Source organism: Neobacillus sp. B24 (assembly GCF_055381825.1).
Genome location: NZ_AP035777.1, coordinates 4,825,031 through 4,843,401, shown reverse-complemented (window position 1 = coordinate 4,843,401; position 18,371 = coordinate 4,825,031). Strand labels below are relative to the sequence as shown.

At 35.7% G+C, this 18,371-nt stretch carries 11 protein-coding genes; 6 read left to right on the top strand and 5 right to left on the bottom strand.

Features of this window, described 5'->3' with window-relative positions; translation table 11 throughout:
• Positions 1-99: 99 nt before the first annotated feature.
• The 3 genes from ACZ43M_RS23985 to ACZ43M_RS23975 all read left to right on the top strand — a co-directional run bounded on the left by ACZ43M_RS23985 (position 100) and on the right by ACZ43M_RS23975 (position 5,912).
• Positions 100-2,472 (top strand): bifunctional metallophosphatase/5'-nucleotidase, encoded by a 2,373-nt coding sequence (locus ACZ43M_RS23985; RefSeq protein ID WP_464505023.1) that lies wholly within the window; start codon positions 100-102, stop codon positions 2,470-2,472.
• A 215-nt stretch (positions 2,473-2,687) separates the two neighbouring features.
• Positions 2,688-3,563 carry a UTP--glucose-1-phosphate uridylyltransferase GalU gene (galU, locus tag ACZ43M_RS23980; protein ID WP_464505022.1) on the top strand — a complete coding sequence of 292 codons (876 nt, stop codon included), beginning with the start codon at positions 2,688-2,690 and terminating at the stop codon, positions 3,561-3,563.
• Positions 3,564-3,734: 171 nt separating this feature from the next.
• Positions 3,735-5,912, top strand: a complete 2,178-nt coding sequence (locus ACZ43M_RS23975) for an N-acetylmuramoyl-L-alanine amidase (RefSeq protein WP_464505021.1) — start codon at positions 3,735-3,737, stop codon at positions 5,910-5,912.
• Positions 5,913-6,025: 113 nt separating this feature from the next.
• Here ACZ43M_RS23975 and ACZ43M_RS23970 read toward each other — a convergent pair whose 3' ends face one another.
• Positions 6,026-7,594 carry an IS1182 family transposase gene (locus ACZ43M_RS23970; protein WP_464505020.1) on the bottom strand — a complete coding sequence of 523 codons (1,569 nt, stop codon included), beginning with the start codon at positions 7,592-7,594 and terminating at the stop codon, positions 6,026-6,028.
• Positions 7,595-7,796: 202 nt separating this feature from the next.
• A complete protein-coding gene (locus ACZ43M_RS23965; protein ID WP_464505019.1) occupies positions 7,797-8,642 on the bottom strand; it encodes an LCP family glycopolymer transferase in 846 nt (281 codons plus the stop codon).
• 337 nt (positions 8,643-8,979) lie between these two features.
• Between ACZ43M_RS23965 and ACZ43M_RS23960 the strand changes: the two genes are divergently transcribed.
• Positions 8,980-9,966, top strand: a complete 987-nt coding sequence (locus ACZ43M_RS23960) for an LCP family protein (protein WP_464505018.1) — start codon at positions 8,980-8,982, stop codon at positions 9,964-9,966.
• A 201-nt stretch (positions 9,967-10,167) separates the two neighbouring features.
• Positions 10,168-12,915 carry a glucosaminidase domain-containing protein gene (locus ACZ43M_RS23955; RefSeq protein WP_464505017.1) on the top strand — a complete coding sequence of 916 codons (2,748 nt, stop codon included), beginning with the start codon at positions 10,168-10,170 and terminating at the stop codon, positions 12,913-12,915.
• A 53-nt stretch (positions 12,916-12,968) separates the two neighbouring features.
• Here ACZ43M_RS23955 and ACZ43M_RS23950 read toward each other — a convergent pair whose 3' ends face one another.
• Positions 12,969-14,489, bottom strand: coding sequence for a DUF6056 family protein (locus ACZ43M_RS23950; protein WP_464505016.1), 1,521 nt, complete (start codon positions 14,487-14,489; stop codon positions 12,969-12,971).
• A 128-nt stretch (positions 14,490-14,617) separates the two neighbouring features.
• Here ACZ43M_RS23950 and ACZ43M_RS23945 point away from each other — a divergent pair, with 128 nt between their 5' ends.
• On the top strand, positions 14,618-15,598 hold the full coding sequence (locus ACZ43M_RS23945) for a glycosyltransferase family 2 protein (RefSeq protein WP_464505015.1): 981 nt from the start codon (positions 14,618-14,620) through the stop codon (positions 15,596-15,598).
• A gap of 102 nt (positions 15,599-15,700) precedes the next feature.
• On the opposite strand, the gene ACZ43M_RS23940 is transcribed toward ACZ43M_RS23945, so the two are convergent.
• Entirely contained in the window at positions 15,701-16,612 is a 912-nt protein-coding gene (locus tag ACZ43M_RS23940) for a glycosyltransferase family 2 protein (RefSeq protein WP_464505014.1), read from the bottom strand.
• Positions 16,613-16,641: 29 nt separating this feature from the next.
• The gene (locus ACZ43M_RS23935) at positions 16,642-18,081 is read right to left on the bottom strand and encodes an oligosaccharide flippase family protein (RefSeq protein ID WP_464505013.1); all 1,440 of its coding nucleotides are present in this window, start codon (positions 18,079-18,081) and stop codon (positions 16,642-16,644) included.
• Between the last annotated feature and the right edge of the window lie 290 nt (positions 18,082-18,371).

Genomic DNA, 18,371 nt, shown 5'->3' with positions numbered 1-18,371 from the left:
ATAGATGCAATACATATCACAAATACATAAGGGGGGCAAAGGGTCAGATTCATAGAGTTAGGTAAAAGAAAAATGGACAAGTAATAGGGAGGGCTAGGAATGAAGTTTGTAAAGAAACAACTTTTTATTTTCGTTACGGTTCTAACACTATTGGCCAGCTATTCATTACCATACGTCAGCAGTGCCAGCGCAGAGGAAACAAACACATATAATTTAACCATCATCCATACCAATGATACCCATGCTGCCTTGGACAACATGCCGAGGACAGTAACTGCATTGAAAGAAGTAAGAGCAGCAAATCCGAATTCACTTCTGCTTCACGCAGGGGATGCATTCTCTGGAACCTTATATTTCAACAAATTCCATGGTCAAGCAGACTTAGCATTAATGAACTTAATGGGCTTTGACGCGATGACATTTGGTAACCATGAATTTGATCTTGGTTCATCAGAAGAAGGACATCAAGCATTAGCAGATTTTATTAAAGGTGCACAATTCCCATTTGTTAGTGCAAACGTGGATTTTTCAAAAGATGCTAAATTTGATGGCATTTTCAATACTACCATTCCTTCTGATTTTGATAATGGACAAATTTATAATGGAATCATCAAAGAAGTAAACGGTGAGAAAGTTGGGATCTTCGGGTTAACGACAGAGGAAACAAAAGATATCTCAAGCCCCGGCTCCATTGCATTTGAAAACTATATAGATCAAGCCAGAAAAGCTGTACAAGCATTAGAAGCACAAGGTGTTAACAAGATTATTGCTTTAACCCATATTGGTTTTGACGACAACGCAGCAATTGATAATGACCAGCTCCTTGCAAAAAATGTAGAAGGCATTGACGTCATTGTAGGTGGACATAGCCACACCACATTGACAGAGCCATTTGTGGTAAACGATGCAACTCCTACTCTAATCGTCCAAACAGGTAACTCAAACAGCAACCTTGGTGTTTTAAATGTTGAATTTGATGAAAATGGTGTTGTGACTACCCAAGAGGGCCACTTAATCAAAATCGATAATAAAATAGAAGCTGATCCAGAAGCAGCAGAAGTATTGGCACCATACAAAGCGAAAGTTGATGAATTGGCTAAAGAAGAAATCGGCGTTTCAACTACAAGCGCATTGGAAAACCCTCGTATTGATGCCGATAATACTAAACCAAGTGTACGTAAAAACGAAACAATCTTAGGGAACTTGATTACAGACGGGATGCTGGCTAAAGCAAAATCATTCACTGGTAATAATGTGATAATGGCATTGCAAAACGGCGGTGGTATCCGTGCGGCGATTGATGCTGGCCCGATTACCGTTGGGGAAGTAATCACTGTACTACCATTTAATAATACTTTAGCAACCATGGATGTAACCGGTGCTGAGTTAAAAGAGGCATTTGAGATCTCGTTAGGCAACTATCCAGGAGAGAATGGCGGATTTTTACATGTTGCTGGCGGTAAAGTTCAATTCGATTCAACAAAACCAGCAGGACAACGTGTTGTATCGGTTGCATATTTAGACGAAAATGGTAAGTATGTAGAAGTTCAGGATAACACTACATACACTGTCACAACCAACGCCTTTACCGCAAAAGGCGGCGACAGCTATGGAGTATTTGCGAAGGCTTATGAAGAAGGCCGTGTAACAGACTTAGGCTTATCAGATTGGGAAAACTTCCGCGATCATTTAATTAGCCTTGGCAGCGACGGAATTCCAACTGCGGTTGAAGGCAGAATCGTCGATATTAGCACACCACCAGGTGAAGAAGAACCTGCACCAGGTAAAGAAGAACCTCAAGTTGTTGTTGTTACTCCAGAGGCAGTGAATGGCAATAAATATGAAGTCACTGCTGATGATTTGGGAGAATTAAAAGATGGTGCTACAGTTGTTGTTACTGTTCCTGCGGAGAACAATACAATCTTTGTATCCTTGACGTCAGAAGCTGCTGCGAAAATGAAGGAAGCAAATGCAACATTAGTGGTTTCCAATGCTGTGGTTGAACTTCAAATTCCGGCAGCTAACTTACCTGATGGAGCAACAGAAATTAAAGTGCAGAAAGACAATCGTAAGGATGCTTTAGCAGCATATGATTTTACAATGAAATCCGGAGGCAAGGGCTACCACAAGTTTGATGAAAAGGTCACCATGACCTTCTCGGTTGACCCTAAATTAGTGAAGGATCCAGGAAAGATCAAGGTATTCTACTGGAACCCAGACACTAAGGCGTGGGAATTGGTCGGCGGCGAATATAAGGATGGCAAAATCACTGCCACTTCCGACCACTTCAGTACATTTGCTGTGCTCGAAGTGAAGGATACTAAGGGGACTCCGGGTACTGAAGTGAAGGATTCTAATGGAAATAAACTTCCTAATACTGCAACAAATGCTTATAACTATTTGTTACTAGGAGTCCTGATTGTGGGGGCTGGTGTCACCATCTTTATCAGAAGACGCAGAATGCAAGCCTAAGGAAAACAAAGCAGCCTTACTCCTTATGGAGTAAGGCTGTTGTTTTTTATAAATTCTAGTCGAAAACGAAGTTCTTATGTGATATCTTGTAAATATTAATTAATTATGGAATAATTTTAATAATAATCCTTACTTTATGTAAAACACCATATAAAAATTTATTATTTTTGAATGTCTTTTTTATGATTTAAAGAAGGCGGAAAGGTAGATTTCTAATGAAAAAGGTAAAAAAAGCAATCATTCCAGCTGCTGGTTTAGGGACACGTTTTCTTCCGGCAACAAAAGCAATGCCAAAAGAGATGCTGCCAATAGTTGACAAGCCGACCATCCAATATATAGTGGAAGAGGCAATTGAATCTGGGATTGAAGATATTATTATTGTTACAGGTAAAGGAAAAAGGTCAATAGAAGACCATTTTGATTATGCCTATGAACTAGAACAAACCCTCATTAATAAAGAGAAATTTGAATTGCTCGAAAAAGTCCAGGAACCATCAAGAATGGTTGACATCCATTATATTAGGCAAAAGGAACCTAAAGGCTTGGGTCATGCAGTTTGGTGTGCCCGCAAATTTATTGGAAATGAACCATTTGCTGTTTTACTTGGGGATGATATTGTCCAAGCAGAAACTCCTTGCTTAAAGCAATTGATAAATGAATACGATCGGACTCATTCTTCTGTTATTGGGGTTAAACGTGTTCCTGAAGATGAAACAAATCGTTATGGTATCATTGATCCTATTGAACAGCATGGTCGCTCATTTCAAGTTCGAAACTTTGTGGAGAAACCAGAACTGGGCACAGCACCTTCAAACTTGGCCATTATCGGCAGATACATCTTTACACCTGAAATTTTTATGTTTTTAGACAAGCAAGAAGTTGGAGCAGGTGGAGAAATCCAACTTACTGATGCCATACAAAATCTAAATCACATTCAGCGTGTATTTGCCTATGAATTTGAGGGCAATAGGTACGATGTTGGAGAAAAGCTTGGATTTATTGAAACTACTATTGAATTTGCGCTTCAAAAACCAGAACTCCGTGATGATTTATTAAGATTTATGGCAAGTCAATTAGATAAACATCAATAATGAAGGAGTTCGTAAATTAGAAATTCCTTTTGAGAAATCATGCACTATAAGCATTGTTTTTATTGCTTATAGTGCTTTTTATTGGCTAATAAAGTAAAAAAAAAAAACTTACTACTACCTTTATGGTAGAATTATAGTATTGTGTGTAAAAATTTGCGGAAATGGAGGAGAATGATGTATAAGAAGGTTTTTCTGTTGTTCGTTTCGCTATTAATCTGTTTGGGTTTTCTTCCGAACGGCAGTATTGCTAATGGACAAGAAAATATAGACTCTGGAAAAATGGATGAAATACCAAGTTATTTTTTCATTCATTATAATGGTGGTGTGCAAAAGGCTGTAATTAATGAAAAAATTACTTTGATATTTACTAATTGGACAGATGAATCAAAATCGTCTGTTTCTGGTAAAATTGACTATCATACGGACTCATCTACTCAAACAGAAAATATTACGTTTGAAGCCGCTGCCAATACGCTGAAAAAAATTATATTATCTGAGCAAGAAACTATATATTATAGGTTAGATACGTCTGATTCTTTTAAAGCTGAAGAGGTTACTTCTCATAATGTAAAGGCTGTCAGTTCAGTGGTAGCACAAAATGACAATGGGACTTCTATTGAGGAGTTAGTTACCGTTGATGAATACGGTACTGTTATGGAGGAAAAGGGCCTAACCTACTACTCTACTAATGAAGATAATAAAAAAATAGAGATTACCAAAGAACAATATGAATCATTAAATCCTACATCGGAATCAACACCAACTGCTAAAGCATTTATGGGTGCCACAAGGGAAGGAACAAATAGTACAGGGATAAAAGCAGATGTTGAAATTCCCTCTGTTCTCTATGCTACCCATGTACAAGATGTTGGTTGGCAGGCTGCGGTCTCAAATGGAGAAATGTCAGGCACAGCAGGAAAGGCCAAACGCTTGGAAAGTATAAAAGTCTCTATTGATAACATAGAGGACTTAGGAGTGAAGTACTCTACCCACGTCCAAGATCAAGGTTGGTTGCCATTCGTTTCTGATGGTAAGGAAAGTGGAACTACTGGGAAAGGAAAACGCCTGGAAGCAATAAAAATTGAACTGACCGGTGTCAAGGCTGCTAATTATGATATTTATTATCGGGTTCATGCACAAGATTATGGATGGTTGGATTGGGTGAAAAATGGTGAGCTGTCTGGGACAATCGGGAAAGCAAAACGTTTGGAAGCAATTGAAATTTTGATTAAAGATAAGGAAAATGTCCCCCCTGTAACTACCAATCCCGAACCGGAAGAACCAGGTGGTTTGGAGCCTGACGTAACCGGCTCATCTGTAGTGTATACCACACATGTCGAAACTTACGGTTGGCAGGATTATGTTGCAAATGGCCAAGTGAGTGGAACAAAAGGGGAAGCAAAGCGTTTAGAAGCGATTAAAATAAAACTTAAAAATATTTCCTATAACGGAGACATCATTTATTCCACACATGTACAAGATTATGGATGGCTGAATAATGTTTCAAATGGCGATATTTCAGGTACAACAGGAAAGGCCAAACGTTTAGAAGCCATTAAAATTGACCTAACAGGGGATATAACAAATTATTATGATATTTATTATCGTGTTCACACTCAAGATTATGGCTGGTTAGGTTGGGCGAAAAATGGAATGAAGGCTGGTACAGAAGGACGTTCCAAACGTTTAGAAGCGATAGAAATCAAATTAGTCCCTAAAGGTCAGGGGGAAGCAGTAAACGAAAACGATGCATATAAGCGGGGAAGAACAATATTTCTAGACCCGGGACATGGTGGAACCGATTCCGGGGCATATGCGGGTGGTATCAGAGAAGCGGACTTGAATTTGAGTGTTGCTAAAAAAGTCGAGGCATTATTAGTTAAACGCGGCTTTAATGTTAAGATGTCCCGCACTAACAATACTACAGTTGAATTGCTGGATCGACCTAAAATGGCAAATGAGTTAAAGGTGGATTTATTTGTAAGTATTCATACCAACTCAGGGCCAACTGCTGCATATGGAATTGAGTCTTACTACTATAAATATAATCCAGACTACCCTTCCACCATTAATGAGTCAATGCATAATAATCCAGACCGAATTTCAAAGAGTATGACTCTTACGAACTTAATCCAGGAAAATATGGTTGCATATACAGGTGCGAACGATCGTGGACCACAGGGTGCATCATTTGCAGTTATTCGGGAAGCGGCGATGCCTGCCACATTACTTGAAATTGGATTTATCAGTAATTCCAGTGAACGTCAAAAATTAGTTACAGACACATATCAAAGTCTATTGGCTAAGGCAATTGATGAAGGAATTAATGAATACTTCAAAATATATTAAAACATATGTAAAACGAGGCTGGGACATAACTAGCTTCAAATAATGAGAAAGGTGAATTTGAGGGTACTCAAATTCACCTTTCTCTATTTTTATGTATAAATTCTTCTACTACCTTAGCAGTTAGCAGTGAATTTTCTTAAATTCACTGCCATTAAGGCAAGACCCATTTCGTTTTCTACTTTCGACTTTCCGCGTACAGAGAATCGAGTGAAACGCAAATTAGCTTTCAAGAATCCAAAAACTGGTTCCACATCGATTTTACGTTTTCGATAGATGGCACTCGTTTTCTCTTCTGAAAGCTTCGCTCTCACATATTCTTTTTGCTGTTCCCATTTTTCATTCACCATTAGTTTTCGATTGTTGCCTTCTTTTGCTTTTGTACATGATGACCGGAAGGGGCATCCCGAACAGTCTGCGCACTCGTAAATTTTGAAATTCCGTTGGAATCCTGTACGGTCCTGACGGACAGACGAATATTGAAATTCCAGACGTTTCTGATTAGGGCATGTGTATGTATCTGTTTCTTTATCGTACTGCCAGTTGTCGTGATTAAACGGGTTTTGTTTGTACTTTTTCTTTTGTTCCTTCAAATATATGTTATACGTAATCAGGGCTTCTCGATTTCTGTTCGTAAGGATATCATGAAAGTTTTGTTCACTGCCATAACCTGCATCTGCGACGACGTGTTTCGGTAGCTCAAAATAATGCTGCTCAATCTCATCGAGAAATGGAATTAAGGTACGTGTATCTGTTGGATTTGAAAATAATTTATAAGCAAGCGAATATTGACCTTCTGTTGCGATTTGTACATTGTAACCAGCTTTCAATTGTCCGTTTTTCATATAATCATCTTTCATTCGCATAAATGTCGCATCTTGATCTGTTTTAGAATAGCTATTACGCGTGCCAAAGATTTCAAAGTCTTTTTCATATTTCTGTTTTCGTAATGAAAAATCAATCAACTGTTTACGGACTTGTTTCGGGTATTTACGTACACTTCTTAAGGCTTTTCGTTCTGTAATGTCTGAAGATGCCTCAATTTGTTTATCGTACTCGGTCACGACCTCGTCTACTTGTTGAACCAATTGAGTGAGCTCTTTCAATGATAGTTGTTCATCGCTTTCACGTTCAATTTCAGGCATGATTTCGTTCTCAAGGAGCTCATTGTACAACTGGTTTGACTTTTCGATTAAGCTTTGATGAAATTTCTCAATAGATTTCTTCCAGACAAATGTGAATTTATTCGCATTAGCTTCAATCTTTGTACCATCGATAAAAATGGCATCTTGATCGATAAGCTTTTCTTCGATTAATTGGCAACGGAATTGGACGAAACATTGGCGAATTAATTCTTTCACTTCTGATTGAACACGGAATCGGTTGATTGTACGGTAGCTTGGTTCGTAACCTTGAGCTAGCCACATCATGCGGATACTGTCCTTTAATAGGGCTTCAATTTTTCGCCCTGAAAAGACAGATTGAGTGTAGGCGCATAGAATAATTTTAAGCATCATGCGTGGATGATAGGCAGGACAACCTTCATTTCGAAGAAATGGTTCAAACGCTTCTTGGGGGATACTTTCAACTAAATGATGGACATGGAAGGCAATATCATTATTATGTAATTTCACTTCTAAATCTAAAGGCAAAACTAATTGATTCATGATATAATTTTTAAACATAAGGACCCTTCTTTCGGATGAAATTTTGTGTGGTAACTTTATTTTATCAGAAGTGGTCCTTATTTTTATTCTAAAAATAATCAAAGCCGGTGAAATTTTACTCGTCGTAAAATTTCACCGGCTTTTTCATCTTAGAGGTGGGTTTTGTCCCAACCTCGTTGTGTTATTCACTAGTTATTTAAATTTGCGTTAAAAAGTATTGTTATTTAAAAGTAATTTTGCTGACGGTTGCTTCAGGGAGACCCAGATGGCCCCTAAGTTCATTTGATACAACTTGTCTTGATTCATCATCAACAAAGAAATACCAGCCATCATCAGGTACCAGTTTCCCTTCACCTTTCATTTCGACCTTTTCAATTACTCCAGCAGCTGTTTTATAATCTGACTGTAGACCGATCATGTCACTTAAGGATAAATTCGTTTTTAGGTTTTCCTGAAGAGCTTCCAAAATATCATTATAATTCGTTAAGGAAGAAATGCTTGCGCCTTTTTTAATAATTTTTGAAATTACTTCCTTCTGCCTTTCCTGTCGGCCGAAATCTCCGGCTGGGTCTTGTTTTCTCATTCGGACATATTTAAGTGTTTTTTCCCCATTTAAATGCAAAGGACCTTTTTCGAGAGTGATTCCTTCCAAGTCAAATGTAAATTTGTTAATAACATCAATCCCACCTACAGCATCAACTATATCACTGAAACCTTCCATATTTACTTCAATATAATAATCAATAGGGACATTTAGGAAATTCTCAACTGTGTCAATCGTCATTTCCATTCCGCCATAGGCATATGCCGCATTTATCTTTGTTACTCTGCTTTTGCCTGGATTCGTACTATTTATTAACTTTGTCTTTGTATCGCGCGGAATACTTAATAATTTTGTGGTTCTCGTTTCGGGATTGATGGTTGCAATAATCATGGAATCCGTACGGCCACTATCCCCTTCACGCTTGTCGACCCCAACTAGTAATATTGATATGGGATCTTGCTGTTTTACTTCCACTTTTTCTATTCGTTTTTGAGATACTTCCCGTTTTATTGGTTTTTGCATTTTATCTACAGCATTTGCTACATCTGAATATACGTTATAGAAGTAAAATCCAGCTCCGATAGATATAACAAATAAGGTAAATAATATATATCGGAATAACCCGCTCTTTTTTCTTTTATCTTGAGACCTAGTTATGACGTCAACAATCCCCTCTATAATAAATTTAATATAATGATAGATTTTATAAAAGTTTACATATTGCAATGAAAATTATAATCTGCCTTACTTATAATAGCAACTATATTTAGACATTTGGATACAAAAAATGACAATAGCATGGTATAGTATTCATTATGATATAACAAAAAGTTTAACTCATTTGAAAAGGACGGAAATTATGAATCGACAAATATACAGGAAGAAGAAAAAAAGGAATATAGTAAAGAAACTATTAATTGGCTTTTTGCTGCTTTTACTAAGTTTTTCTGGATATATATATTATCAGTATTCTAAAGGATTGAACCAAACTTCAGAAAAATTGGCCATTTCAAAAGAGAAAAGTAATATCGAATTTAACGGTTCTAAAAGAGAAAAATTAGAAAAGGTTAATGTTCTTTTACTGGGGGTAGACTCCAGGGGGGAGGATAAATCTCGTACAGATACCATCATGATTGCTCAATATGATCCTAAAAATCAAACTGCAAAAATTATTTCCTTAATGAGAGATATTTATGTGGAAATACCGGGACATAAAAATTATAAAATTAATACGGCTTACTTTTTAGGTGGCGCAGAGCTTCTTAGGAAGACGATTAAGCAAAATTTCGATATTGACATACACTACTATGCAGTTATCGATTTCAAAGGATTTGAATCAGCAGTCGATACACTTGCACCAAATGGAATTGAAATGAACGTTGAAAAGAGAATGTCTGAAAAAATTGGCGTTGTATTACAACCGGGACTGCACAGATTAAATGGTAAGGAATTATTGGGATATGCACGGTTCCGAAGTGATTCTCAGGGTGATTTTGGCCGGGTAGAGCGTCAACAAACAGTAATCAATGCCTTAAAGGATGAATTTATAAGTATTAGTGGAGTGTCAAAATTGCCAAAGTTAATAGGGACAATCCAACCTTATATTGATACAAATTTGGAGGGGATGGACCGATTGGCTATAGTGAAGGACTTTTTCTTACATCCTCCAGGTGAATTGGAAACATTACGCATCCCTGTTGATCACTCATTTACTGATGGAAGTTATAAGCATGCTGGGTCGGTTCTTGAAATCGATTTTGAAGAAAATAAAAAGGCAATAAATGAGTTTTTAAATGGAAATCAACTGGTTACAAAACAAGCCGAGACTAGTAGTAATGAAGAGTAAAAGCCCATGTAAAATACTAATAAAATGCACCAGGAATCACCATTTTGATTCCTGGTGCATTTTTGTTTCTAGAAAATAGTAATAGATATATAGACATTTTTTTGATAGACTAATATTGTTGTTGCATGAAAAATGTCGAATTAAGTTGTAATTCGTATTTTTATGTTTTCTAAAAAAATAGACAAATGGGGAGTATGGTAAATGCGGGGAAGCATAGTTCTAGTAGGAATGCTATTAATGGGGTCTGCGATAACTTCTGAAGGAAATATCGCTTATGCAATAGAAAGTCCTAGTTCTGATGCAGGAAAGGTGGAAGAAGGATTTAGTTATTATTTTATCCATTATAATGGTGGGTTACAAGAAATAGTATTACACCAAAATGGAAAGTTAATCTTAACTGGATGGACGGATGAATCTAAATCATCTGTTAAAGGTAAACTTGAAATCCAAAATGGTTCTTCAATTCAAGTGAAAGATGTCACGCTCCAGGCTAACGATGAGCTAAATCAATTTATTGTTTCGGAAAATGAAATTATACAATACAGACTAGGCATGTCAGATTCATTTAAAGTTGATGAAGTTAAGCCGCTCAACCTAAAGGAGCAAATGACAGTTTTAACTAAAAACGAAAATGGAACTTCAATTGAAGAAATGGAAATCGTAGATGAAAATGGAACTGTGATTCAAAGAAAAGGTGTAACCTATAATTTATCTGATGGAAATGGCAAAAAAGTGATTACTAAAGAAGAATATGATTCTTTAAATTCCGATACAAGCTTTACTAAAGCCACCTCTTCTAGTGAAAATCCAGTCGTAAACGAGACGAATTCCAATATAGCAGCAAAAAGATCAGTCCAAACTTCTTCATTAAGTACTCCTGTTGAAAATCCATCCGTTGTCTATACCACTCACGTTCAAGATTTCGGATGGCTAACAGATGCTTCCAACGGGAAAACTTCCGGAACAGTAGGACAAGCAAAACGGTTAGAAGCCATAAAGATTTCATTAGCCAACGCTCCTTATTCTGGAGGTATTACCTACAAGACTCATGTTCAAGGATATGGCTGGTTAAATAATGTTTCAGATGGCGCAATATCTGGGACATCTGGGGAAAGTAAACGTTTAGAGGCCATTCAAATCAGTCTGACAGGTGAAATGGCAGCGCAATACGATATATATTATCGTGTACACGCTGAAACGTATGGATGGTTAGATTGGGCTAAAAACGGAGCATCTGCAGGTACACAGGGTCTGGCAAAGCGATTAGAAGCCATCGAGATTGTTCTGGTAAAGAAAGGTGGAAATGCACCGGGTTCTACCGCTAAACCATTAATTCTTGATCCGTCCGTTAGTTACACAACCCATGTCCAAGATTATGGCTGGTTAGGGTCTGTTTCTAATGGGAAAATGTCTGGAACAGCTGGACAAGCAAAACGTCTGGAGGCTATAAAGATTTCATTGAAAAACGCTCCTTTTCCAGGCGGCATTTCTTACAAGACCCACGTTCAAGGATATGGCTGGTTAAATAATGTAACAAATGGGGCATTGTCCGGAACTTCTGGAGAAAGTAAGCGTTTGGAAGCAATCCAAATTAATTTGTATGGTGAAATGGCCGAGCGTTACGATATATATTATCGGGTCCATGCAGAAACATTTGGGTGGCTGGACTGGACGAAAAATGGTGAGTCTGCCGGTACTCAAGGACTTGCAAAACGTTTGGAAGCCATTGAGATCGTTTTAGTTGAAAAAGGCGGAGCGGCACCAGGGCCAACAAAGAACCCATTTGTTCAGGCTAATGTATCTAATTTCTACAATATTACATTAAATGATGCATTAAATATGCAAATGAAAGTATTCCCTCAGACTGATAAATATAGAAATGAGCCTGCCTATGTTAGCAGCAAAGACATTAATGTATTCAAGGGTGGTTCGATTACTGGCAACCCTGTTAATCTTAGAACATCTCCAACTACTACTAGTACCGTTGAAGTAAGTGTTGGAAAAGGAACATTATTTAAAGTATTAAATGATAATGTTTCAGGAGAAGGTGTTCCGGGCAGTACAAGTACAAGATGGTATCAAATTGAATATAACGGCAAAATCTTATACGTCCACAGCTCTCTTGCAACTGCTAATTTAAGAGTTGGCCAACTAAAGGTTGATGCTGTTAATATTAGGGCAGAAAAGAGTGAAAGCAGCCATATTTACAGTACTGTAAAAAAGGTGGATAAAAATAATAAAGAAAACCTATTAACTATCCTAGGTGAAGATAGTGGTTGGTTTACAGTAAGCTTGGGAGATTGGCGTAATGCAAAATCCACGGATGTTCTTTATTATTTAGATCCGACTAACTTTGTGAATGATGCGCAGCAAAAATTCCAATTCATGGACCTAACAAAACCAAGTGGTTTATCAAAAGACGACTTAAACAGATATCTTACTGGAATGGGAATACTAGAAGGTCAGGGTCAAGCATACATTGATGCCGGTTTAAGATACGGGATTAATGATGTATATTTAATGGCCCATAGCCTGTTAGAAACAGGTAAAGGTACTTCACCCTTAGCAAAAGGATATATGTATAATGGTGAAAAGGTCTATAACATGTATGGAGTAGGGGCACTTGATCAATGTCCGGATGAATGCGGAGCTAAAACAGCTTTTGAAAATAAATGGTTTACTCCATACGAGGCAATAGTGGGCGGTGCAGCCTTTATTAATAATGGTTACTTGGATGGTGGAAACTCCTACAATGTAGTCCAAAATACCTTATATGAAATGCGTTGGAATCCGCAGGTAATGTCCACACCTGATAAATATGGTAAATATAATGCTGGACACCAATATGCAACAGACATTGCCTGGGCATATAAGCAAATTTCGGTAATGTATGATGTTTATAAAATTCAACCTTTTACGCTATACTTGGAAATTCCAGTCTATAAATAAGACAAAAAGGTAGTACAACCTCTATGGTTGTACTACCTTTTTTACGTGTAGCACTAAAACTTTGGATCCACCCATCTAAACTTGGTATTCTTGGGCAGGTTATAATATTGTATCATCCATGTTTGAATATACGGGGTTTCTTGGTCGTAAGGCATATGCTCTCTATATTGCGGATAAGGATATTTGTATAGTTCTATTTCTTGGTAAAGACCTTTTTTTTCATCTAAGGAGGAAAGTTTTCTATGATTCTCAATTGCAACCGAATAGTTTGACTTATAGCCTAATAAGATATTTTTGTAATTATTTAATGAAATTATGAAAAACACAGATAAAGCTGCAATAAGAAGATATTTATTATATCTATTGATTATAGTAAAAAAACGATTGAATACAACTACAATTGGGATAAACAATAATATTAAAAAGAAAATTAAAGATCTTAATTGTAAAACGGGAGACAGTACCAAACAAAAAATGGATGCTGCAATTGCTATCAAAATTGAAGTAAAATCTTTCTCAGCTAACATAGCTAATAAAAAGTATAAGAATATAATCACTAATAAAAGGAGTTTAAAGGAATTATTGATTTCAATATTAAAATTGCCTTTAACTAAATAAAAAATAGGTAGAACGCTAGGAGCCATTAGCAAAAAACTATATTTACTCTTATCCTTATACTTAAAATATACTACGCTGGCTGAAATGGATAATAAGCACAGAATAAAAGTAAAAATTGAAATTGAAGGGGAAAATAAAAAATTAACCACACCTGGTAACCCTGTTTTTACTTTTTCAAGGGGCGATAATGATATAAAATTGGAATGCATTGCAAGCATACGATTATTATTCCCAGGAGCTAGATATTGAATAAGAACTCCGATAAGGGAAAAGAAAAAAGTTGGGATACCTAATTTTAAAAATAATTTCTTCTTTTTTAAACCTAGAAAAAAACAAATAACAAAAACTAAAGATGCTGCTCCGGATTGTTCGAATGAACAAGATGCAAAAAAGAAAAGGATTGGAATGAATATGATTTGCTTAGTCGTTGGGGCATTATCGCTTTTATGTGCCTGTATTAAATAATAGATACCCATGGATAAAGGAAGCAATGACCATGTATAACAAACAGAAGCAGATGCCCAATAGACCGATTCTTTTAATACTTCTATAGGAATTAAGCCATATAGTACAATTAAACTTAAGACTGTTAGTATCTTGTTAAAACTTTGATTAAAACTTTGGATGATTTTATATAAGTAAACAAAAATAAAAAACAAAATGATTGATTGTACAAACATAAATAACGTAATAGACTTGGACAGTAAAGGTATTAAAAAGAGGAAATAATAAATTACTCTTCCACCCCATTCTGTGTAATACCAAGATGCCCATTCTAATAATTGATGGAAATTAAAATTGGTCCCTTTAACATTTGAAACTACATGACCATAACTTAATGAAGCATGGCCATAGTCGTCAAAGTACATAAAAACAAAGTAATGCTGTAAGACAAGGAAAAACAAAAAAATTACAAAGATAATTTTAACTATGATTGCTTCAATATTTTTTACCATTGTTGTCCCCCGGTTGATAGGCTTATAATCATTATCATTATCTTATATTTTTTATCAATATAATTAAACATTGTCAATAAAAATAAAAATTTTTAATGTTTATTAACTTAAAAGGAAAGAGCATTGATATGAAAAAAATTACAATTCTTATACCTGCTTATAACGAAGAGGAAGTCCTGCACCAGATGTATGTTAGATTGACTAATGTCATAAGGAATATATCTTTTTATGAATTTGAAGTTTTATTTATTAATGATGGGAGTAAAGACAACACTTTACATATCATTAAGTTATTAAGGGAGAAAGATGATTCTGTATCATATGTAAATTTATCAAGGAATTTTGGTAAAGAGATAGCAATGATTGCAGGTTTGGACCATGCATCAGGGGATGCAGTGATTATAATCGACGCAGACCTTCAAGACCCTCCTGAGCTTATTCCAGAGTTAATTCAATATTGGGAAAAGGGCTATGATGATGTATTTGCAAAAAGAAGGTCCCGTGCGGGGGAAACCTGGTTAAAAAAAACAAGTTCTTCTCTTTTTTATAAAATTTTACAAAAAATGACTCGAATCCCTATTCAACAGGATACTGGAGATTTTAGATTACTTGATCGAAGATGTGTTGAGGCACTTAAACAAATTAGAGAAACTCAACGATATACAAAGGGAATGTTCAGCTGGATTGGCTTTAACAAAAAAGAGATATTATTCGACCGAGAGCCAAGGGCTAGAGGTGAAACAAAGTGGAATTATCTAAAATTGGTGGACTTGGCAATTGAGGGGATTACTTCATTTACTACCACACCATTAAGGCTTTCCGCTTTGTTCGGTTGTGTTATTTCTTTTTTTGCATTTGTTTATATGATATGGATTATAGCAAAGACACTTCTATTTGGTGAAAAGGTAGCCGGATACCCTTCTTTAATGACTGTCATCTTATTTTTAGGTGGTATACAACTAATATCGTTAGGAATTATGGGGGAATATCTTGGGAGAATTTTTAATGAAACAAAGAATCGGCCCCTCTATTTTGTAGATGAATACAATAATAGCAAGGTATCTAATGAGCGTTATAGCCAATACGAAAAATCATATAGTGAAAAATAAATATTATGCAATAATTAAGTGAAAAACCCTTAATAAATGGTGTTCTTTACATCATTTATTAAGGGTTTTTTGCTTGCATTTCAAAGTTATAGAAAGCGGGGGTTATTTAATTTGTAATTTTTCTTTGTATCTATTTTTACCGGTTAATCCGTGATAAAAATACCTGGCAAACTTTAACCCATCTTTTTTTATGATTCCGCGGTAAACGGCATAGATTAATAAATAAGGATAAAACACTAAAAGTTGTCTCAGATTAGCATTTCGCTTCATAAAAACGACTACGTTTCGGTACATAAAGTACTCAGACAAACCTGAAATTTTATTAATGGAAGCCGATCCTTTATGAATAACCTTCGCATTGCAGTTACAAATTACTTCGTAGCCCTTTTCCTTTATTTTTAAACACCATTCAGTTTCCTCATAAAATAGAAAATAATCCTCAGGAATATATCCTATTTCATCAAGAATTTTACTATGGAATAGCATACATGCTCCGCCAACGTAATCGCAATGAATGATTTCACCCTTGACCTTATCTTCATGAATGCCATTATTTAATATGTTTACTCTCCCTGTATTAAAGTCAATCATTGCACCTGTTGATTGCACAATTTGAGGTTCTTCAAATTCACAAACTCTTGGACCAACCACACCTACATGAGGATTTAAAATCAAATAGTCCAATAAGATTTGCAGAAAATCAGGCTGAGTAATTACGTCATTGTTAAGAATACAAATGTAGTCAGCATTTTCTGCCTTTGCCTTTTTCATGCCTGCATTATTCCCGCCGGCATACCCTAGATTGGCACCAGTTTGGATAAAGATATGCTGCGGAAAATTTTGTTTTAAAATAGCTTCAGAATCATCAGAAGAACAGTTGTCGACAATAACAATTTTAAAATTAATGTAGTTTACTTTTTCCGCTTCTTTAACACAGGCTATTGTATCATTGGGATTATTGTAGTTAAGAATGACAAAATAGACGGAAGGAATCTGTTTGCTATTAAAATTCATTTTTCCCCCTCACTTTCCAATAATATTGATCATCGATTCCGCAGAAAGACTCTATTATTCATTTTATTGAGTACCAAGATAATAATCGGGTCTTTTACAGCTAATAACCCGGCCAAATATATCCCTGCTCCGATTAATATTTGTATAAAAGTTAAGATGATTGGGCGTACATTTATAAAATTTTCTGCTGCAATAGCTGATAATAAAACCAATACACTTAAACTCAAATATTTTATAAACATTTTTGCAAAAAATTTAAATTTGAAATATTTCCTTGCGAAATACATCTGAATTATTGCACCTGATGCTTCAGCAACCAATAAGGCAATTGTTGTAGCTGTACTTGCGATATATTGGACTAAAATGATATTTGCTACTAAGCTTAAGATGGCTCCAATGGTTATAGATATTGCATATTTATTATTTTGCTTTGTTGAAACTAGTATTTGAATACCAAATATATTCGCCAAGCCCACAAAAAATATGACAGGGCTCATAATCATAAGGAGTTTTACTACAGCGTTAAAATCATTACCCAGAAACCAAGATACAAAATTGGAGGAAATACCTATTAGTCCAAATGTCATTGGCAAGGTGATCATTAGCACAAATTGAAGAGCATATTGGATATATCTCTTCATAGAGTCAACATTCCCTAAAGCAAATTCTTTAGCCATTCTGGGCAGTAAAACAGAACCAAGTGAAGTAATAAACCCTAATGCGATTCGTACAACCTTATCTGTTTGGTTATAAAACCCTACTTCAACCTCACCAGATACACGGCCTAAAATAATCTTGTTTACTAATAAATATACCTGTGTCATTATTTGCGGCAGAAACAAACTAATGATTGGTGGAATGTGTACCTTTATATCCTCAAAAGAAATTCTTCGAAATGAAATTTCTTTAAGTAGGGGAACCCACATAATTAATTGACCCAAAAATAGTGTAATGGTATTAATCATGATATAGATAGGTAAATCCTTGATACCCTTTACAAGGGTAAAGATTAGGATAATGCTTACAACTCTTATTATAATATTTCGAGTTGTAATACTCTTAATTTGTTCCTTCCCAATAAAGTACCATGAAATATCAATCGTTGCAGCAGCTAAGCTAAAGATATGAATCAAAAAAAGGATTTTGTATTCCTGAACTGTAAAAATAAATAGTCCATAACCTCCAAGAGTAAGTATAGAAATAGATAATTGCACAGAATAAATCGACCAGAATTCTGTTGATCTTTCTTTCTTGGCTATTTTTGTCGCTATCTGCCTGCTCCCATAAATCGGGATGCTTAAAACTGCAAAGACTAAAAATAGTTGAACAATGGATAATACGTACGCATCAGTACCGACACCTTCAGGCTTAAGGACCCTAGACACATAGGGTGTCGTAATAAATGGTGTGATGACAATTAACAGTTGATATAAAACAGTAAATAAATAATTTGATATTAGCTTGCCCATTTAATGGAATCAATCCTTTTTCAATGATCAGTAATGTGAAATCAACAGGTTGAAATTTTCTTTATAAGGATAGCATTAAAGGTTATTATAAACAACGATGATCCATATTTCTACAAGATATGACAAGAAAAATTTACTTGTATATAGTTTTAAATTATAGAGGTAGTAATGTAAAATTATATTCGTGATGAAGGTAGTGTCAAAAGTTCTATGAAAACTCCTTAAGGGGTTAGGCTCCTTTCCACATATTGGGTGCGTCGGCCCCGCAACCGCTCTTGACAAACACGCCA